Annotated in this window: 17 protein-coding genes; 7 read left to right on the top strand and 10 right to left on the bottom strand. The window is 69.3% G+C overall.

The window, feature by feature from the left end; translation table 11 throughout:
* The first annotated feature begins 98 nt into the window (after positions 1–98).
* Together BIV24_RS21005 and BIV24_RS21000 are read left to right on the top strand one after the other, a co-directional pair.
* The gene (locus BIV24_RS21005; RefSeq protein ID WP_071367932.1) at positions 99–815 is read left to right on the top strand and encodes an ABC transporter permease; all 717 of its coding nucleotides are present in this window, start codon (positions 99–101) and stop codon (positions 813–815) included.
* A 57-nt stretch (positions 816–872) separates the two neighbouring features.
* Entirely contained in the window at positions 873–1,889 is a 1,017-nt protein-coding gene (locus BIV24_RS21000; RefSeq protein ID WP_071367917.1) for a COX15/CtaA family protein, read from the top strand.
* 8 nt (positions 1,890–1,897) lie between these two features.
* Here the strand turns inward: BIV24_RS21000 and BIV24_RS20995 are convergent, their stop codons facing one another.
* The 3 genes from BIV24_RS20995 to BIV24_RS20985 all read right to left on the bottom strand — a co-directional run bounded on the left by BIV24_RS20995 (position 1,898) and on the right by BIV24_RS20985 (position 4,580).
* Positions 1,898–3,007, bottom strand: coding sequence for an amidohydrolase family protein (locus BIV24_RS20995; protein ID WP_071367916.1), 1,110 nt, complete (start codon positions 3,005–3,007; stop codon positions 1,898–1,900).
* Positions 3,008–3,124: 117 nt separating this feature from the next.
* On the bottom strand, positions 3,125–3,481 hold the full coding sequence (locus BIV24_RS20990) for a hypothetical protein (RefSeq protein WP_071367931.1): 357 nt from the start codon (positions 3,479–3,481) through the stop codon (positions 3,125–3,127).
* 130 nt (positions 3,482–3,611) lie between these two features.
* Positions 3,612–4,580 (bottom strand): heme o synthase, encoded by a 969-nt coding sequence (locus tag BIV24_RS20985; RefSeq protein ID WP_071367915.1) that lies wholly within the window; start codon positions 4,578–4,580, stop codon positions 3,612–3,614.
* Positions 4,581–4,965: 385 nt separating this feature from the next.
* Between BIV24_RS20985 and tkt the strand changes: the two genes are divergently transcribed.
* From tkt to pgl, 5 genes are read left to right on the top strand one after another with little or no spacing between them, the layout of a single operon-like run.
* Positions 4,966–7,053 (top strand): transketolase, encoded by a 2,088-nt coding sequence (gene tkt / locus BIV24_RS20980; RefSeq protein ID WP_071367914.1) that lies wholly within the window; start codon positions 4,966–4,968, stop codon positions 7,051–7,053.
* Positions 7,054–7,087: 34 nt separating this feature from the next.
* A complete protein-coding gene (gene tal, locus BIV24_RS20975) occupies positions 7,088–8,206 on the top strand; it encodes a transaldolase (protein ID WP_071367913.1) in 1,119 nt (372 codons plus the stop codon).
* Positions 8,207–8,210: 4 nt separating this feature from the next.
* Complete coding sequence (gene zwf / locus BIV24_RS20970) at positions 8,211–9,743, top strand: glucose-6-phosphate dehydrogenase (protein WP_071367912.1); 1,533 nt, start codon at positions 8,211–8,213, stop codon at positions 9,741–9,743.
* Positions 9,740–10,807 carry a glucose-6-phosphate dehydrogenase assembly protein OpcA gene (gene opcA / locus BIV24_RS20965; protein WP_071367911.1) on the top strand — a complete coding sequence of 356 codons (1,068 nt, stop codon included), beginning with the start codon at positions 9,740–9,742 and terminating at the stop codon, positions 10,805–10,807. Before zwf ends, opcA begins: the two co-directional genes overlap by 4 nt.
* Positions 10,804–11,586, top strand: a complete 783-nt coding sequence (gene pgl, locus BIV24_RS20960) for a 6-phosphogluconolactonase (RefSeq protein ID WP_071367910.1) — start codon at positions 10,804–10,806, stop codon at positions 11,584–11,586. The genes opcA and pgl overlap by 4 nt, the downstream gene beginning before the upstream one ends.
* A gap of 105 nt (positions 11,587–11,691) precedes the next feature.
* On the opposite strand, the gene BIV24_RS20955 is transcribed toward pgl, so the two are convergent.
* From BIV24_RS20955 to gap, 7 genes are all read right to left on the bottom strand, one after another.
* The gene (locus tag BIV24_RS20955; RefSeq protein WP_425442580.1) at positions 11,692–12,567 is read right to left on the bottom strand and encodes a hypothetical protein; all 876 of its coding nucleotides are present in this window, start codon (positions 12,565–12,567) and stop codon (positions 11,692–11,694) included.
* Between the two features lie 113 nt (positions 12,568–12,680).
* On the bottom strand, positions 12,681–14,333 hold the full coding sequence (gene pgi, locus BIV24_RS20950; RefSeq protein WP_071367908.1) for a glucose-6-phosphate isomerase: 1,653 nt from the start codon (positions 14,331–14,333) through the stop codon (positions 12,681–12,683).
* Positions 14,334–14,751: 418 nt separating this feature from the next.
* The gene (locus BIV24_RS20945) at positions 14,752–15,087 is read right to left on the bottom strand and encodes an RNA polymerase-binding protein RbpA (RefSeq protein ID WP_079060169.1); all 336 of its coding nucleotides are present in this window, start codon (positions 15,085–15,087) and stop codon (positions 14,752–14,754) included.
* Between the two features lie 207 nt (positions 15,088–15,294).
* Positions 15,295–15,531 carry a preprotein translocase subunit SecG gene (gene secG / locus BIV24_RS20940; RefSeq protein ID WP_177198774.1) on the bottom strand — a complete coding sequence of 79 codons (237 nt, stop codon included), beginning with the start codon at positions 15,529–15,531 and terminating at the stop codon, positions 15,295–15,297.
* A gap of 153 nt (positions 15,532–15,684) precedes the next feature.
* Positions 15,685–16,461, bottom strand: coding sequence for a triose-phosphate isomerase (tpiA, locus tag BIV24_RS20935; protein ID WP_071367906.1), 777 nt, complete (start codon positions 16,459–16,461; stop codon positions 15,685–15,687).
* A 6-nt stretch (positions 16,462–16,467) separates the two neighbouring features.
* Entirely contained in the window at positions 16,468–17,679 is a 1,212-nt protein-coding gene (locus BIV24_RS20930; protein ID WP_071367905.1) for a phosphoglycerate kinase, read from the bottom strand.
* Between the two features lie 144 nt (positions 17,680–17,823).
* A complete protein-coding gene (gap, locus tag BIV24_RS20925; RefSeq protein WP_071367904.1) occupies positions 17,824–18,831 on the bottom strand; it encodes a type I glyceraldehyde-3-phosphate dehydrogenase in 1,008 nt (335 codons plus the stop codon).
* Between the last annotated feature and the right edge of the window lie 254 nt (positions 18,832–19,085).

Genomic DNA, 19,085 nt, shown 5'->3' with positions numbered 1-19,085 from the left:
CCGGGAAGACACAGCCTGGAGCTCACGGGTAAGGAGCTGCGTTCGTGACCGCCATCAGTACCTACGCGCCGAAGCCCGGCGCCGCGCCGCTGTCCCGCATGATCGGGGCGCAGGCGGCGCTGGAGACGAAGATGCTGCTGCGCAACGGCGAGCAGCTGCTGCTGACGGTCGTGATCCCGACGCTGCTGCTGGTGCTGTTCAGCTCGGTGGACATCGTGGACACCGGCGCCGGCAAGTCGGTCGACTTCCTCGCCCCCGGCATCCTGGCACTCGCCGTGATGTCGACGGCGTTCACGGGGCAGGCGATCGCGACGGGCTTCGAACGCCGGTACGGCGTGCTGAAGCGGCTCGCCGCCTCTCCGCTGCCCCGCTGGGGCCTGATGACGGCGAAGACGGCGTCGGTGCTGGTGACGGAAATACTCCAGGTCGTCCTGCTGACGGTGATCGCCTTCGCGCTGGGCTGGTCGCCGCACGGCAACCCGGTCGCGGTGCTCCTGCTGCTGGTCCTGGGCACGTCCGCGTTCTCCGGCCTCGGCCTGCTGATGGCGGGCACGCTGAAGGCGGAGGCGACGCTGGCCGCCGCCAACCTGGTCTTCCTGCTGCTGCTCGTCGGCGGCGGGGTCGTCGTGCCGCTCGACAAGTTCCCCTCCGGTGCCCAGGACGTCCTCGGGCTGCTGCCCATCTCGGCGCTGTCGGAGGGCCTGCGGGACGTACTGCAGCACGGGGCCGGCATGCCGTGGGGCAACCTGGGGATCCTCGCCGTATGGGCGGTCGTGGGGCTCGCGGCCGCGGGGAAGTTCTTCCGCTGGGAGTAGCCGGGAGCAGCGGCCAGGGCGGACCCTCGTGAAACCGTGCACAAGCGGCCCCCTACGATGGGAGACGTGCCAAACGTGACCCGTGCCGATGCCGTAGCGGCCGTGCGCAACCCTCTCGCCCTCATCGCCGAACGCTGGACCCCGCAACCGAGGACCGTCCAGCGGGCGGCCCTCGCCGCGCTTGTCATGGCGGTCGTCATCGTCATCACCGGCGGCGCCGTCCGCCTGACCGGCTCCGGCCTGGGCTGCCCGACCTGGCCCAGCTGCACCGAAGACTCGCTGACCACCACCCGCGCCATGGGCATCCACGGTGTGATCGAGTTCGGCAACCGCATGCTGACGTACGTGCTGTGCGCGGCGGTCGGGTGGGCGATCATCGCCGCGCGCTCGCAGAAGCCGTGGCGGCGCAGCCTGACCCGGCTGGGCTGGACACAGTTCTGGCTTGTCATGGGCAACGCTGTCCTTGGCGGCATCGTGGTCCTCGTCGGTCTGAACCCGTACACCGTCGCGGCGCACTTCCTGCTCTCCACGGCGCTGATCGCCGTGGCCACGGTGATGTGGCAGCGCACCCGCGAGGGCGACGCGGCGCCCCGACCGCTGGTCGGCAAGGCGGTGGGGCAGCTGGTGTGGTTCCTGGTCACGGCGAGCGCGCTGCTGATCGCGGTGGGCACGGTGGTGACCGGGGCGGGCCCGCACGCGGGCGACTCCACGGAGGTCTACCGCATCCCCATCGACTGGCAGACGGTCGCCAAGCTGCACGCCGTGCTCGCCTGGATCGTGGTGACACTGACCTTCGCCCTGTGGTTCCTCCTCAAGGCCGTCGACGCGCCCAGAGGACCGCTGCTCCGCACCCGCGAGCTGTTCCTGGTCCTGCTGGCCCAGGGGGCGCTGGGTTACATCCAGTACTGGACGCACCTGCCCGAGCTCCTGGTGGGCCTGCACATGTTCGGCTCCTGCCTGACGTGGGTCGGGGTGCTGCGGCTGCTGCTGTCGCTGCGGGAACGCCCCCTCGACGACCCGGGGCTCACGGTCTCCGCACCCGCGGACCGGCTCGTCGAGCACGCGTCGAGCTGACAGGCGCTTCAGTCACCCAGCGCGTACACCCGTCGCGCGTTCCCCGCCGCGATCATGTCCGCCACCCGCTGCGCGTCCGCCAGTGACCAGGCGCCTTCGACGACCCAGGCCCCGAGCACCCGGGAGAGCGCCTCGCGGAACAGGCGGGCGCCGATCACATGCAGTTCGGGCAGGCCGTGGGCGCCGCTGGAGAAGAGAAGCTTGCCGAAGGGGGCCAGTTCCAGCATCTCGGCCAGGACTTCGGTGGCCCGGGCGCCCGTCCGCGCGAGCGCCGCGCCCAGGTCGGCGTACACGTGCGGGAACGCCCCGGCCAGATGCGCCGCGTGCCGGTGGTACGGGTAGCCGTGCAGCAGAACCAGGTCCGTGCAGAGCCCGGCCGTGGCCCGGACGAAGCCGGTGAGCAGCACCGGGTCGGTGCGGTCCATGCGCAGGCCCGGTTCGCCGAGGCCCGCATGGAGCTGAAGGGGCCGGCCGGAGGTCACCGCGCTCCACAGCAGATGGCGCAGCAGCACGGGGTCCGACAGCGTGCCTCCCACGCAGCGGCCCGCCAGCCAGCGGCCGGCCGCGCCCCGTACCTCCCCCGGCCCCGGCGGCTCCGGCGCGAGCGCCAGACCGTGCCGTACGCCTGCCACGGAGGTGAACGCCACGGCGCTCGCCGCCACCCCGTGGACCGACTCGGCGAGATTGGCGAGAAACGCCTCGACCGTGCCCGAGGTGTCGGCCACCTGTTCGGCGAGCAGTTCCAGGCGGACGATCTCATGCGCCTCGGCCGCTCCCGCGGAGGCCATCTCGGTGGGCCCGGTGAGGTCGCCGGGCAGCCCGGTGTCGACGAGGTAGGTGGTGATGCCGCTGCCCCGCAGCAGTCTGCGCCCCGTCTCCAGGACGCCGAGTTCCCGGCGCCGGGCGAGATAGTGGGCGGGCGGGCAGTGCGGCTCCAGGCCGAGCAGCGGCGGACACCAACGGCGTACGGCGAAACCCGTCTGGGTGTCGAAGAGGGTGGTGCCCGCGGCGGGCGGGCCCTCGGTACGGGCGAGGTGGGCCTCGAAAGTGCCGAGGCCCAGTTCGGTGCGCAGGACGCCGTGGCAGTACTGGTCCACCAGGGACGGCGTTTCGATCATCCGGACTCCCGTGAATGGACCGTGTCCTTCTCGAGTCCTAACGGGCGAACCGGGCGTCAGGTGTTGCTCGTGTGCGCACGGCCTGCGGTCACCGGCCTGCGCCGGGTACCCGCTTGCTCAGGCGCCCCGACCGCCGCCCAGCTGGATCCCCGCCATGCGCGTCCACTCGTACGTGCCGGTCTTGACCTTGCCCGCGAACTCGCCCTCGAACGCCTCGTGGACGGTGATCCCCGCCTTCTGCACCGCCTTCTCGGCGACCGCGTACGTTGGGGCGACAAGGTCTCCCCAGCCGCCGTCCCCGCCGACGAGCACGATCCGGGCGCCCCGGCGTCCGATGTACGCGACGTGCCCCTCGGCGCCGCCGTGCGCCTTGGCGAAGGCGTTGATCTCCTTGGCGAGCCGGGCCGCCCTGCGCTCGGCCTTGGCAGCCTGCTTGGCGCCGGCGCCCTCGTCAACCTGCTTGGTGTCTCCCATGGCCAGGATGCTACCGACGAGTAGATCGATCGGCGACGGGAGGGCCACGTGGCCTTCGACACGAAGCCCCGCGCCCCGTACGGGGCGCGGGGCTCTGACGTGGTGCGGCGGCGTCTGCGAGCTGGTGCCCTCAGCGAAGGAACGGGTCCACGGCCACCGCGACGAACAGCAGCGAAACGTAGGTGATGCTCCAGTGGAACAGCCGCATCTCCTTCAGCTTCACGCCCGTCGCCTCCGCCTTCGCGCGGTTCTGCAGCGCGTGCGCCTCCCACAGCCACCAGCTGCCGCCCGCCAGGGCGACCACGGTGTAGAACCAGCCCGTGTAGCCGAGCGGGGTGAGCAGCAGCGAGATCGCGACCATCACCCAGCTGTAGATGACGATCTGGCGGGCGACGACCTTGTTGGACGCGATGACCGGCAGCATCGGCACGCCCACGCGCGCATAGTCCTCCTTGACCTTCATGGACAGCGGCCAGTAGTGCGGCGGCGTCCAGAAGAACATGACGAGGAAGAGAATGACCGGCGCCCACGACATCGAGTTGGTCACGGACGACCAGCCGATGAGGACCGGCAGACAGCCGGCGATGCCGCCCCACACGATGTTCTGCGACGTACGCCGTTTGAGGATCATCGTGTAGACGACGACGTAGAAGAGGAGCGCTCCGAGCGACAGCCAGGCGGACAGCCAGTTGACCGTGAAACCGAACAGCAGCGTCGAGACGATCGCCAACGTGATGCCGAAGGCGAGACACTCTCGGGGGCTGACCATGCCGGTGACGAGCGGACGCTGGGAGGTGCGTTCCATGAGCGCGTCGATGTCACGGTCGATGTACATGTTCAGTGCGTTGGCGCCGCCCGCGGAGAGGTACCCGCCGATGCAGGTGAGCAGCACGAGCCTGAGGCTCGGCACTCCCTGCTGGGCGAGGAACATCACCGGCACGGTGGTGATCAGCAGCAGCTCGATGATCCGCGGCTTGGTCAGCGCCACGAACGCCTTGACACGGGCCCCAAACGGCCGCTGGCCCCGGCTGCTGCTGCGCCCGAGCACCCCTGGCGGACGGGATTCGACGGCCGTCACGTATACCCCTGACAGAGACATCCCAGCGAGCCCGACTGTGAACGCCGTATAAAGGCTCGCGCGTACCCACGCAACTGTAGACGTTGCCCCCGGTCCGCCCTTCGCGGGGGTGGTCGTGTTGGCGGCGGTCGCATGGCCGGCCTTGCGGCACGGACCGAGGCGCCCCTGGGTGGACGGGCGGGGAAGCGCAATCAAGCCGGTTGCCGCTCGATTGAGCGATCGGATGAGCGGCCCCGCAATCAGGTGCCATATACCGATCAGTGCAAGCCAGGAGGCGGATCCCCGCCAGGCCCGGCAGGCTGGAATGACTCGAAAAGACGCACGTACTTACGGGGGTAGGCTCAGCACCTGCCGGTGGGCGCCCGTGCACCGGCATTCGATATGTGGAGAGGAGCCCTGACCCAGGGTGAGCACCAAGCCGACCACCACAGACCTCGAGTGGACCGAGTTGGACCAGCGGGCCGTGGACACCGCCCGCCTCCTGGCCGCCGATGCCGTACAGAAGGTCGGAAACGGCCATCCGGGTACGGCGATGAGCCTGGCTCCAGCCGCATACACCCTTTTCCAGAAGGTGATGCGCCACGACCCGGCGGACCCCGACTGGGTGGGCCGCGACCGGTTCGTACTGTCCGCCGGCCACTCGTCCCTGACCCTCTACACCCAGCTCTACCTGGCCGGCTTCGGCCTGGAGCTGGACGACCTGAAAACGTTTCGCACCTGGGGTTCCAAGACCCCTGGCCATCCCGAGTACGGGCACACCAAGGGCGTGGAGACCACGACCGGCCCACTCGGCCAGGGTGTCGCCAACGCGGTGGGCATGGCCATGGCCTCCCGCTTCGAGCGCGGCCTGTTCGACCCGGACGCGGCGCAGGGCGCGTCCCCCTTCGACCACTTCATCTACTGCATCGCCGGTGACGGCTGCCTGCAGGAGGGCATCTCCGCCGAGGCGTCCTCCCTCGCGGGGCACCAGAAGCTCGGCAACCTGGTCCTGCTGTGGGACGACAACCACATCTCGATCGAGGGCGACACCGAGACCGCGGTGTCCGAGGACACGGTCAAGCGGTACGAGGCCTACGGCTGGCATGTGCAGCGCGTCGCCCCGAAGCCGGACGGCGACCTGGACCCACAGGCCCTCTACAACGCGATCCAGGAAGCGAAGAAGGTCACCGACAAGCCGTCGTTCATCGCGATGCGCTCGATCATCGCCTGGCCCGCCCCGCACGCGCAGAACACCGAGGCCGCGCACGGCTCGGCGCTGGGCGAGGAGGAGGTCGCGGCCACCAAGCGCGTCCTGGGCTTCGACCCGGACACCAGCTTCGAGGTCGGCGACGAGGTCCTGGCGCACACCCGCGCCGCCCTCGAGCGCGGCGCCGAGGCGCACGCCGCCTGGGACAAGTCCCTTGAAAAGTGGCGCACCGCCCACGCCGAGCGGGCCGCCGAGTTCGACCGCATCAGCAAGGGCGAGCTGCCCACCGGCTGGGAGGAGAAGCTCCCCGTCTTCGAGGCGGGCAAGGGCGTCGCCACCCGTGCCGCCTCCGGCAAGGTGCTGCAGGCCCTGGGCGCGGTGATCCCGGAGCTGTGGGGCGGCTCGGCCGACCTGGCCGGCTCCAACAACACCACCATCGACAAGAACAGCTCCTTCCTGCCGAAGGGCAACCCGTTGCCGGGGGCCGACCCCTACGGCCGCACGATCCACTTCGGTATCCGCGAGCACTCCATGGGCGCGGAGATGAACGGGATCGCCCTGCACGGGAACACCCGTATCTACGGCGGCACCTTCCTGGTGTTCTCCGACTACATGCGCAACGCGGTGCGCTTGTCGGCGCTGATGCACCTGCCGGTCACCTTCGTATGGACGCACGACTCCATCGGCCTGGGCGAGGACGGCCCCACCCACCAGCCCGTCGAGCACCTCGCCTCGCTGCGCGCCATCCCCGGTCTGAACATCGTGCGGCCGGCCGACGCCAACGAGACCGCGATCGCCTGGCGCGAGATCCTCAAGCGCTACACCAAGGAGTTCGGCAAGGGTGCCCCGCACGGTCTGGCGCTCACCCGCCAGGGCGTGCCCACCTACGAGCCCAACGAGGACACCGCACGCGGCGGTTACGTCCTGGCCGAGGCCGAGGGCGGCGAGGCGCAGGTGATCCTGATCGCCACCGGCTCCGAGGTCCACCTCGCCGTCGAGGCACGCGAGCAGCTCCAGGCGGAGGGCGTGCCCACCCGGGTGGTGTCCATGCCGTCCGTGGAGTGGTTCGACGAGCAGGACCAGGGGTACCGGGACAGCGTCCTGCCGCCGACGGTGAAGGCACGCGTCGCCATCGAGGCCGGGATCGGCCTGACCTGGCACCGGTTCGTCGGGGACGCGGGCCGCATCGTTTCCCTGGAGCACTTCGGCGCTTCCGCCGACGGCAAGGTCCTCTTCCGCGAATTCGGCTTCACGGCCGAGAACATCGCGGCCACCGCCCGGGAATCGATCGCCGCAGCCCAGCGCTGACGCTCATATACGACACGTAGGAGATGCAATTTCCATGACAGACGCACTCAAGCGCCTCTCCGAGGAAGGCGTCGCGATCTGGCTGGACGACCTGTCGCGCAAGCGGATCACGTCCGGCAATCTCGCCGAACTGATCGACCAGCAGCACGTGGTGGGTGTCACCACCAACCCGACGATCTTCCAGAAGGCGATCTCGTCCGGCGACGGGTACGAGCAGCAGCTCGCCGACCTCGCCGCCCGGAAGGTCACCGTCGACGAGGCGGTCCGCATGATCACCACGGCGGACGTCCGCGACGCCGCCGACATCCTGCACCCGGTGTTCGACGCCACCGACGGCCAGGACGGCCGGGTCTCGATCGAGGTCGACCCGCGTCTGGCGCACAACACCCGGGCCACGATCGCCGAGGCCAAGCAGCTGGCCTGGCTGGTCGACCGCCCGAACACCCTCATCAAGATCCCGGCCACCAAGGCGGGCCTCCCGGCGATCACCGAGGTCATCGGCCACGGCATCAGCGTCAATGTCACGCTGATCTTCTCGCTGGAGCGCTACCGCGAGGTCATGGACGCGTACATCACCGGCCTGGAGAAGGCCAAGGCGCGCGGCCTGGACCTGTCGAAGATCCACTCGGTGGCGTCCTTCTTCGTGTCCCGCGTGGACACCGAGATCGACAAGCGGATCGACGCGCTCGGCACGCCCGAGGCCGAGGCGCTGCGCGGCAAGGCGGCGCTCGCCAACGCGCGTCTGGCCTACCAGGCGTACGAGGAGGTGTTCGGCAGCGACCGCTGGCTGGCCCTCGACAAGGCGCACGCCAACAAGCAGCGTCCGCTGTGGGCTTCCACCGGCGTCAAGGACAAGGCGTACAAGGACACCCTGTACGTGGACGAGCTGGTGGCGCCGAACACGGTGAACACCATGCCGGAGGCCACCCTGCTGGCCACCGAGGACCGCGGCGAGATCACCGGCAACACCATCGCCGGCACCTACGAGCAGGCACGCACCGACCTGGCCGCCATCGAGAGGCTCGGGATCTCCTACGACGACGTGGTCCAGCTCCTGGAGGACGAGGGCGTCGAGAAGTTCGAGTCCTCCTGGAACGACCTGCTCAAGTCGACCGAGGCGGTACTCGAGCGCCTCGACCCCTCGAAGGGCTGAAACCTTGACATCCGTACACGGAGCGAATCCGCTTCGTGACGCCGCGGACCGACGGCTCCCGCGTATCGCGGGGCCGTCGGGTCTGGTCATCTTCGGCGTTACGGGCGATTTGTCACGTAAAAAGCTGATGCCCGCGGTCTACGACCTCGCGAACCGTGGTCTGCTGCCCCCGGGCTTCTCCCTCGTCGGCTTCGCCCGCCGCGAGTGGCAGGACGAGGACTTCACGAAAGTGGTCCACGACGCCGTCAAGGAGCACGCCCGTACGCCGTTCCGTGAGGAGGTCTGGCAGCAGCTCATCCAGGGGATGCGCTTCGTCCAGGGCACCTTCGACGATGACGACGCGTTCGAGCGGCTGCGCGGCACGATCGAGGAACTGGACAAGGCACAGGGCACGGGCGGCAACTTCGCGTTCTACCTCTCGGTGCCGCCGAAGTCCTTCCCCGTGGTCATCCAGCAGCTGAAGAAGCACGGCCTGGCCGACCAGACCGAGGGCTCCTGGCGGCGCGCGGTCATCGAGAAGCCCTTCGGCCACGACCTGAGGTCGGCCGAGGAACTCAACGCGATCGTGCACGAGGTCTTCGCCCCCGACCAGGTCTTCCGCATCGACCACTACCTCGGCAAGGAGACCGTCCAGAACATCCTGGCCCTGCGCTTCGCCAACCAGATGTTCGAGCCGATCTGGAACCGGTCCTTCGTGGACCATGTGCAGATCACCATGGCCGAGGACATCGGCATCGGCGGCCGGGCCGGCTACTACGACGGCATCGGCGCCGCCCGGGACGTCATCCAGAACCACCTGCTCCAGCTGATGGCCCTCACCGCCATGGAGGAGCCCGCCTCCTTCGACGCGGACGCACTGGCCGCCGAGAAGACCAAGGTGCTCGGGGCCGTCCGGCTTCCCAGGGACCTGGGCCGGGGCACCGTGTTCGCGCAGTACACGGCCGGCTGGCAGGGCGGCGAGAAGGCGGTCGGCTACCTCCAGGAGGAGGGCATCGACCCCGCGTCGAAGACCGACACCTACGCCGCGATCAAGCTCGGGATCGACAACCGCCGCTGGGCGGGCGTCCCCTTCTATCTGCGGACCGGCAAGCGCCTGGGCCGCCGGGTCACCGAGATCGCGGTGGTCTTCCAGCGCGCCCCGCACTCCCCCTTCGACACCACCGCCACCGAGGAACTCGGGCAGAACGCGGTCGTCATCCGCGTCCAGCCCGACGAGGGTGTCACCGTCCGCTTCGGTTCCAAGGTGCCCGGCACCTCGATGGAGATCCGGGACGTGTCCATGGACTTCGCCTACGGCGAGTCCTTCACGGAGTCCAGCCCTGAGGCGTACGAGCGCCTGATCCTGGACGTCCTGCTCGGCGACTCGAACCTCTTCCCGCGCACCGAGGAGGTCGAACTGTCCTGGAAGATCCTCGACCCGATCGAGGAGCACTGGGACGGGCACGGCAGGCCCGCGCAGTACCCGGCCGGAACGTGGGGTCCCGTCGAGGCGGACGAGATGCTCGAACGAGACGGCAGGAGCTGGCGCAGGCCATGAAGATCGACCTCACGGACACCACGGCCAGCAAGATCAACAAGGCGTTGGTCCAGGGTCGCCGCGCCATCGGCACCCCGGCCGTCGGCATGGTGCTCACCCTGGTCATCGTCACCGACGAGGAGAACGCCTACGACGCCCTGAGGGCCGCCAACGACGCCTCGCGCGAGCACCCCTCGCGCACCCTGGTCGTCATCAAGCGCGTCTCGCGTTCCCCGCGCAACCGCACCTCCTCGCGCCTGGACGCCGAGGTGCGTGTGGGCGCGGAGGCCGGCACCGGAGAGACGGTGGTGCTGCGGCTGTACGGCGAGGTCGTGGACCACGCCCAGTCGGTGGTGCTGCCGCTGCTGCTGCCGGATGCCCCCGTCGTCGCCTGGTGGCCGGTGAACGCACCGCTCGACCCGGCCAAGGACCCGCTCGGCGCCCTCGCGCAGCGCCGGGTCACCGACACCTACGCGGCCGAGACGCCGGTTGAGGAACTGAACGCCCGCGCCAAGGCCTACACGCCCGGTGACACCGATCTGTCGTGGACCCGTATCACGCCCTGGCGCTCGATGCTGGCCGCGGCCCTCGACCAGGTCAGCTGCGAGGTCAAGGCGGTCGAGGTGGAGGGCGAGGAGTTCAACCCGAGCTGCGAGCTGCTGGCGATGTGGCTCGCGGACCGGCTGGACGTACCGGTGAAGCGCTCGCTGTCCTCGGGCCCCGGCCTCACGGCCGTGCGGATGGACACGAGCTGCGGCTCGATCGCCCTCGGCCGCTCGGACGGCGCCTTGGCCACGCTGTCGATCGAGGGCCAGCCGGACCGCGCGGTGGCGCTCAAGCGCCGCGAAACCGCCGAACTGATCGCGGAGGAGCTGCGCCGACTCGACCCGGACGACACGTACGCGTCGGTGCTGCGGTACGGCGTGGACCGCCTGACCGCAGCGGCGGCCCCGGCCGAACCCCCGGCCGGGGAGACCGCGGACGAGGGCACCGCGGCGGCCGGGGCATCCGAAGGCGCCGCCGCGCAGGCACCCGCGAAGAAGGCGGCCACGAAGGCCCCGGCGAAGAGGGCGGCCGCAAAGTGAGCACTCCCCAGCTCGTCGTGCACCGCGACAAAGAGCTGATGGCCCAGGCCGCCGCGGCCCGGCTCATCACGAAGGTCGTGGACGCGCAGACCTCGCGCGGCTACGCGTCGGTCGTGCTCACCGGCGGCCGCAACGGCAACGGCGTACTCGCCGCGCTCGCCGCCGCGCCCGCCCGTGACGCCATCGACTGGAGCCGGCTCGACCTGTGGTGGGGTGACGAGCGCTACCTGCCGGAGGGCGACCCGGAGCGCAATGTCACCCAGGCCCGCCAGGCACTGCTCGACGCGGTGCCCCTGGACCCGAGGCGCGTGCACGCCATGCCTGCCTCGGACGGCCCGTTCGGCACCGACGTGGAGGCGGCGGCCGAAATGTACGCGGCGGAACTGGCACGGGCGGCAGGGCCCGAGAACCACGGCTCGGTGCCGACCTTCGACGTCCTGATGCTGGGCGTCGGCCCGGACACGCACGTGGCCTCGCTCTTCCCCGAGCTGCCCGCGGTGCGGGAGACCGAGCGGACGGTGGTCGGCGTGCACGGCGCCCCCAAGCCGCCGCCGACCCGGATCACCCTCACGCTGCCGGCCATCCGGTCCGCCCGGGAGGTGTGGCTGCTGGCGGCCGGCGAGGACAAGGCGCAGGCCGCGGCCATCGCCCTGTCCGGCGCGGGCGAGGTCCAGGCCCCCGCGGCGGGTGCGTACGGCAGATCGCGGACCTTGTGGCTGCTCGACGCCGCAGCGGCATCCCAGCTGCCGCGCTCGCTGTACCCGCCGGCGTCCCCCTGAGGACCGACCGCACCGTCGAACGCCGGACGGGCTGGACTTACCGGCCCGTCCGGCGTTCGTCTTCGACGTGGGGACCCCGGTGTCCCGCCGGCGAGCGGCAGCGGTTCAGCCGGCGTAAGGGCTGCCCTGACCGGGAGGCACCGGACCCGGCGCGTACGGGTTGCCGAAGGGGTTGCCGGACAGAGGCACAGGACCGTGCGGGGGCAGGGGCGGAGGCAGGGTCGCCGGGTGTGCGCCCAGCCGGATTCCGTACCGGCGCCGGAGGCGGTTCATCTCCAGCAGGGCTATCCCCGTGACCGTCATGGGCGCGCCCAGGATGAAGACGATGCCCAGGGTGAGGCTGAGCCCGTGCAGATCACCGGTGAGCAGGTCCGGGATCGCCATCAGCCACGTCGTCACGCTGGCGAGCAGCGGCGGCAGACAGCGGTGCACTCCCGCGGTGCCGAAGAAGTTCCCGCACACGTGCACGGCCCCGGCGCCCACGAACCAGGTGAGCCAGAGCCCCACCACTGCGGACAGCAGCGGGGGGAGCAAGGTACCCGCGGTCCCCATCGACACCATCGTCATCAGAAGGAGGACCGACCCGATGAAGAGCAGCAGCAGAATGAGCGATTTCACCAGCGGGGCGCGCAGTTGGCGGACGGTCCCGGTGCGCCGCCAGACGTAGAGCATCACACCGATCGACAACGGCGTGATCAGCAACAGGACCAGACACGCCGTCAGCATGTTGCGCAGCATCTCGTCGAAGGCGAAGCCGCCCTCCACGAAGGTGTAGACGCCGAGCGCCGCGATCGTGCCGCAGATGATCCGGACCCGTTTGAGGCTCTCCACGGTGGAGTCGACCGGCTCGGGCACCCACGCCGGGTGGAAGACCGCCTTCGCCACCCTGTGGGGTTTGAGGAACGACCTCATGGTCAGGCCGTCGCCGAGCCAACGTCTGCGCCCGTCGGTCAATTCCGCCCCCTGCCCCTCGGCCGTCAAGATCGCCGAGAGTCTACGGGAAGGGCACGGCGCGCCTGCCGCCCCCTCCAGGCCCGGCGGCCGAACTCCAGGGGGGCGGGCAGGCGTTGCAGGCGCTACTTTCGACAAACGCCCTAACGACCGCGCAGCTCACGGTACTTGGCGACAAGCACCCGGGTGGACCCGTCGAGGCCCGGTACGTCGGCGCCCTCGGTGAGGGCGGGTTCGACGCGCTTGGCGAGGACCTTGCCCAGCTCGACGCCCCACTGGTCGAAGGAGTCGATGTTCCAGATCGCGCCCTGCACGAACACCTTGTGCTCGTAGAGGGCGACGAGCTGGCCGAGCACCGACGGGGTGAGTTCCCGGGCGAGGATCGTGGTGGTGGGGTGGTTGCCCTTGAACGTCTTGTGCGCCACCAGTTCCTCCGGCACGCCCTCGGCTCGCACCTCGTCCGGGGTCTTGCCGAAGGCCAACGCCTGGGTCTGGGCGAAGAAGTTGGCCATCAGCAGGTCGTGCTGTGCCTTCAGCTCGTCGCGGAGTTCGGCCACCGGCTCGGCGAAGCCGATGAAGTCCGCCGGGATCAGCTTGGTGCCCTGGTGGATGAGCTGGTAGTAGGCGTGCTGCCCGTTGGTGCCCGGAGTGCCCCACACGACGGGTCCGGTCTGCCAGTCGACCTCGTGCCCGTTCCGGCCCACGTACTTGCCGTTGGACTCCATGTCGAGCTGCTGGAGGTAGGCGGTGAACTTGGACAGGTAGTGCGAGTACGGGAGGACGGCGTGCGACTGGGCGTCGTGGAAGTTGCCGTACCAGATGCCCAGCAGGCCGAGCAGCAGCGGCACGTTGGACTCGGCGGGAGCGGTGCGGAAGTGCTCGTCGACGAGGCGGAAGCCGTCGAGCATCTCGCGGAAGCGGTCCGGGCCGATGGCGATCATCAGCGACAGGCCGATCGCGGAGTCGTAGGAGTAACGGCCGCCGACCCAGTCCCAGAACTCGAACATGTTGGCCGTGTCGATGCCGAACTCGGACACCTTCTGACCATTCGTCGACAGCGCCACAAAGTGCTTGGCGACCGCTTCCTGACCGGCCTTCAGCTCGCTCAGCAGCCAGTCGCGCGCCGAGGTCGCGTTGGTGATCGTCTCGATCGTGGTGAACGTCTTGGAGGCGATGACGAACAGCGTCTCGGCCGCGTCCAGGTCCCTGGTCGCCTCGTACAGGTCGGCGCCGTCCACGTTCGACACAAAACGGACCGTCAGGTCGCGGTCGGTGAAGGCGCGCAGCACTTCGTACGCCATGGCCGGTCCCAGGTCGGAACCGCCGATACCTACGTTGATCACGTTCTTGATGCGCCTGCCGGTGTGCCCGGTCCACGCTCCGGAGCGGACGCGGTCGGCGAAGTCGGCCATCTTGTCGAGCACGGCGTGCACCCGGGGCACGACGTTCTCCCCGTCGACCTCGATCACCGCGTCGCGCGGGGCGCGCAGCGCGGTGTGCAGGACCGCGCGGTTCTCGGTGGTGTTGATCTTCTCGCCGCGGAACATGGCGTCCCTGAGGCCGAAGACGTCCCGGGCCGCGGCCAGCTCGCGCAGCAGCCTCAGCGTCTCGTCGGTGACCAGATGCTTGGAGTAGTCGACGTACAGGTCACCGACCTGCAGCGTGTACCCGCTGCCGCGCCCTGCATCGGCCGCGAACAGATCCCGCATCCGCACCTCGCCGAGCTCCTCGCGGTGCTTGGCCAGAGCGGTCCACTCCGGTGTCTGGTTGAGCCTGATACGGCTGTCTGCGTTCATCTCGGACTTCCGCCTTCTTCCTGGCCTGTGCTGCTGCGTACCTCGCCCCGCTGCCGGTTCCAAACTAATTGATCGCATGTGCGGTGACTGGTCGTCACGCCGTCGCGGTGCGTGCCGACAGATATGTCCGGCTCGCGGGCGGTCATCGACCGGGTGAGGGAAAGAGTGGATGGAAGCGCCGCCGGGCCGGTGCCGACGACGCGGGTCCGGGCAGGGGAAAGGCGGCTCGGTGCCGCGGCAGGCCGCTGCTGTCGCGGCCGTGCCCCACGGCGATGGCGTCAAGGGCACACTTCCGCGCCCCGACAGAACTCTCCGCGTCCGTACGCGGCACGAGCACATCCGGCCAGGCGCCGTCGGGCACCCGGCCGTGGGGTCCCCCTTGCTCGCACGAAGACCGGAGCCGGGGGGAAGTCAACTTCTAGATCTCGCCCCGCAGTTTGGCGAGCGCCTCGGCGAGGATCGCCTCACCGTCCGCGTCGCTGCGCCGCTCCCGCACATACGCGAGGTGCGTCTTGTAGGGCTCGGTGCGCGGCGGGTCCGGCGGGTTGTCCTGGTCCTGTCCGGCCGGAAAGCCGCAGCGCGGGCAGTCCCAGGTCTCGGGAACCTGCGCGTCGCTGGCGAAGCTCGGCTGCGTCTCGTGCCCGTTGGAGCACCAGAAGGAGATGCGCAGACGCGGCGCGGACTCGCCGCGCTCGGCCTCGCCCATCGGCCCCGCCCCGACCCGGCTTCCTCGGATCGCGTTGCCACTTGCCACGGTCGTAACTCCCTGCGTGATGGTGCCGCGAAGCGAATCGGCGTTCCGCTCCGCTGCGAGCGCCTCAGTCTACGTAAGGCCCAACGCGCGTCCAGCGATGGGAGTTACCCCCACCCAGACGCAAGCCCCATGATAGGTCGCGTCCTCAGACACGTACCCATCATGGGGCGTGATGCGCTCGGTGTGCGGTCTGCCGGTTGTCCGGCCCTAGTGATTGACCTTCATCAGGATGCCGAGCACGATGATGCACGCGACCCAGAGCAGACCGATCACAACGGTGATCCGGTCGAGGTTGCGCTCGGCGACCGAGGAGCCGCCGACGGAGGACTGCATGCCGCCGCCGAACATGTCGGAGAGGCCGCCGCCCTTCCCCTTGTGCATCAGCACCAGCAGCATCAGCATCAGGCTGAAGACGATCAGGGCGATCGAGAACCCCAAAACCACGGCTGGACCAACTTCCTCGGATTCGGATGGACGACGGGACCGAAGCTCTTATTGAAACTTCACGTTCCGAATAACAGTCTCGGCCCCGCAAGGGTACGACGGATCGCTCCTACCGCATACTCGCGACGTGTCGGATCGCCTCCGCCGCGCGCCTCACTGGTCGCGGAAGCGGACGATCTTGACGAACTCGTCGGCGTCCAGCGAGGCACCACCGACCAGGGCGCCGTCGATGTCCGGCTTCGCCATGATCTCGGCGACGTTGCTCGACTTCACCGAGCCGCCGTACTGGATGCGGACCTGGTCGGCCACGTCCTGCGTGTACAGCTCGGCGATCTTGCCGCGGATCGCCGAGCAGACCTCCTGGGCGTCGTCGGAGCCGCAGACCTTGCCGGTGCCGATGGCCCAGACGGGCTCGTAGGCGATCACGATGGACTCGGCCTGCTCGGCCGGGAGGTCCTTGAGACCGCCCTCGACCTGCGCGAGCGTGTGCCTGACGTGGTCGCCCGCCTCGCGGACGTCCAGCTCCTCGCCGACGCACAGGATCGGGGTCAGGCCGTACTTGAAGGCGGCCTTGACCTTGGCGTTCACCAGCTCGTCGGTCTCGCGGTGGTACTGGCGCCGCTCGGAGTGGCCGATCACCACGTACGTGCACTTCAGCTTGGCCAGCATCGGACCGGAGATCTCTCCGGTGTAGGCGCCGGCGTCGTGCGCCGAGATGTCCTGTGCGCCGTACTTGATCTTGAGTTTGTCGCCGTCCACCAGGGTCTGCACGGAGCGCAGGTCGGTGAAGGGCGGCAGGACGGCCACCTCGACGGCCTCGTGGTCCTTGTCCGCCAGGGCGAAGGCGAGCTTCTGGACATGGGCGATGGCCTCGAGATGGTTGAGGTTCATCTTCCAGTTGCCCGCCATCAGCGGCGTGCGGGTGCTCATCAGGGTTCAGTCCTCCAGTGCGGCGAGGCCGGGGAGCGTCTTGCCCTCGAGGTATTCGAGGGAGGCGCCGCCGCCGGTCGAGATGTGGCCGAATACCGACTCGCCGAATCCCAGGGTGCGGACGGCCGCGGCGGAGTCACCGCCACCGACCACCGTGAAGCCCGGGGCGTCGACGAGGGCCTGGGCGACCACCTTGGTGCCCTCGGCGTAGTCGGGGTGCTCGAAGACGCCCATCGGGCCGTTCCAGAAAACGGTGGCCGCGTCGGCGAGCTTCGAGGCGTACAGCTTGCGGGTCTCCGGACCGATGTCCAGGCCCTCCTGGTCGGCCGGGATCGCGTCCGCGGCGACGGTGGTGGGGTTCGCCGGGGCCTTGGTCTTGAGGTCCGGGAACTCGGGGGCGACCAGTACGTCGACCGGGAGGAGCAGTTCGACGCCCTGCTTCTCCGCGCGCTCGATGTACTCGGTGACAGCCGGGATCTGGTCCTCCTGAAGGAGGGAGATACCGACCTCGTACCCCTTGGCCTTGAGGAAGGTGTACGCCATCCCGCCGCCGATGAGCAGCCGGTCGGCCTTGCCGAGCAGCTGGTCAATAACGGCGAGCTTGTCGGAGACCTTGGCGCCGCCCAGCGCGACGACGTACGGCCGCTGGACGTCCTCGGTGAGCTTCTTCAGAACACCGACCTCGGTGGCGATGAGGTAGCCGGCATAGTGCGGCAGACGGGCCGGGAGGTCGTACACGGAGGCGTGCTTGCGGTGCACCGCGCCGAAGCCGTCACCGACGTAGACGTCCGCCAGGGCGGCCAGCCGGTCGGCGAACTCACCGCGCTCGGTGTCGTCCTTCGAGGTCTCGCCGGGGTTGAAGCGCAGGTTCTCGATGACCGCGACCTGGCCGGGCTGAAGGCCGTCGACCGCGTCGTGGGCGGCGGGACCGACGGTGTCCCCGGCGAACGCCACGGGGGCGCCGAGGAGTTCACCGAGGCGCTCGGCGGCGGGGAGCAGCGAGAAGGTCGGGTCCGGCGCGCCCTTGGGGCGACCCAGGTGCGAGGCGACGACCACCTTGGCGCCCGCAGCGGCGAGGGCCTTGACGGTGGGCAGGACGGCGCGGATGCGGCCGTCGTCGGTGATGAGGCCGTCGGCCAGCGGCACGTTCAGGTCGGCGCGGACGAAGACCCGCTTGCCGTCCACGCCTTCGGAGAGAAGTTCGTCGATCGTCTTCATGAGGGGACTCCTGGGGAGGGGCTCCTGGGGAGGGGGCTCTTGATCGTACGAGGGTCGGTCGGTGCGTACGCGAGGCAGGGCCCGGACAGCGCGACCGTGCGCTGTCCGAGCCCTGCTCTCGCATCGGGGTGCCTGGTTCGGCGATCAGAGCTGGTTGCCGACGAAGACCGTCAGGTCGACGAGGCGGTTGGAGTAGCCCCACTCGTTGTCGTACCAGCCGATGACCTTCACGTTCTTGCCGTCCTGAACCATGGTCAGGGAGGAGTCGAAGGTGCAGGACGCCGGCGCGTTGACGATGTCGGAGGAGACGATCGGGTCCTCGGTGTACTCGAGGAGACCCTTGAGCTCGCCCTCGGAGGCCTTCTGGAAGGCGGCGTTGACCTCTTCCTTGGTGACCTCACGGCCGAGCTCGACGACCAGGTCGGTGACCGAGCCGGTCGGGACCGGGACGCGCATGGCCATGCCGTCCAACTTGCCCTTGAGCTGCGGGAGAACCAGTGCGGTGGCCTTGGCGGCACCGGTGGTGGTCGGGATGATGTTCTCGGCGGCAGCACGGGCGCGACGCAGGTCCCTGTGCGGGAAGTCCAGGATGCGCTGGTCGTTGGTGTACGCGTGCACCGTCGTCATCAGTCCCTTGACGATGCCGAAGTTCTCGTCGAGCACCTTGGCCATCGGCGCCACGCAGTTGGTGGTGCAGGAGGCGTTGGAGATGACGTGGTGACTGGCCGGGTCGTACTGGTCCTGGTTGACGCCCATCACGATGGTGATGTCCTCGTTCTTGGCCGGAGCCGAGATGAGGACCTTCTTCGCGCCGCCGGCGAGGTGCTTCGCAGCGTCCTCGCGCTTGGTGAAGATGCCGGTCGACTCGATGACGACGTCGACACCCAGCTTGCCCCAGGGAATGTCGGCCGGGTCGCGCTCGGACAGCACCTTGATGGTGTGGCCGTCCACGGTGATCGTGTCGGCGGTGTGGGAGACCTCCTGCTTCAGACGGCCCAGGATGGTGTCGTACTTCAGAAGGTGAGCGGTGGTCGCGGTGTCACCCAGGTCGTTGACAGCCACGATCTCGATGTCTGCACCCTGCTCCAGTAGCGCGCGGAAGTAGTTACGACCGATGCGGCCAAAGCCGTTGATGCCTACGCGGATCGTCACGAACCGATCTCCTCGTTGGTACGCCGGTTTTTGACGCCGGCGAGCTGTATTGGGATGTCCCCGACCACCCCCGACCCTACCCCTCTGAGGCCTCCGAAGTGACATCCGGACGCATCCCGAACAGCACGGCGCCGACAAAGGTCCGGACCTCTCGCTTCAACCGCCGGGATCGCCCGATTTCGCTATGGATTGCCCGTACCAATTGACCATGTTGGTCACTCATTCGTGAACCTCTCAGCTCACTTGTGAAATAC

It is taken from the genome of Streptomyces colonosanans, from assembly GCF_001866645.1.
GTDB classification, from domain to species: domain Bacteria; phylum Actinomycetota; class Actinomycetes; order Streptomycetales; family Streptomycetaceae; genus Streptomyces; species Streptomyces colonosanans.
The sequence above is the reverse complement of the archived record's forward strand: the minus strand, read 5'-3'. Positions and strand labels throughout refer to the sequence as shown.

What these genes read in the sequence shown, in the direction of transcription:
- opcA (WP_071367911.1), top strand. Translation starts at nt 9,740, where the DNA reads ATGAAGATCGACCTCACGGACACCACGGCCAGCAAGATCAACAAGGCG.
- BIV24_RS21000 (WP_071367917.1), top strand. Translation starts at nt 873, where the DNA reads ATGGGAGACGTGCCAAACGTGACCCGTGCCGATGCCGTAGCGGCCGTG.
- pgi (WP_071367908.1), bottom strand. Translation starts at nt 14,333, where the DNA reads ATGAACGCAGACAGCCGTATCAGGCTCAACCAGACACCGGAGTGGACC.
- tpiA (WP_071367906.1), bottom strand. Translation starts at nt 16,461, where the DNA reads ATGAGCACCCGCACGCCGCTGATGGCGGGCAACTGGAAGATGAACCTC.
- BIV24_RS20930 (WP_071367905.1), bottom strand. Translation starts at nt 17,679, where the DNA reads ATGAAGACGATCGACGAACTTCTCTCCGAAGGCGTGGACGGCAAGCGG.
- BIV24_RS21005 (WP_071367932.1), top strand. Translation starts at nt 99, where the DNA reads ATGATCGGGGCGCAGGCGGCGCTGGAGACGAAGATGCTGCTGCGCAAC.
- tal (WP_071367913.1), top strand. Translation starts at nt 7,088, where the DNA reads ATGACAGACGCACTCAAGCGCCTCTCCGAGGAAGGCGTCGCGATCTGG.
- BIV24_RS20985 (WP_071367915.1), bottom strand. Translation starts at nt 4,580, where the DNA reads ATGTCTCTGTCAGGGGTATACGTGACGGCCGTCGAATCCCGTCCGCCA.
- BIV24_RS20995 (WP_071367916.1), bottom strand. Translation starts at nt 3,007, where the DNA reads ATGATCGAAACGCCGTCCCTGGTGGACCAGTACTGCCACGGCGTCCTG.
- BIV24_RS20990 (WP_071367931.1), bottom strand. Translation starts at nt 3,481, where the DNA reads ATGGGAGACACCAAGCAGGTTGACGAGGGCGCCGGCGCCAAGCAGGCT.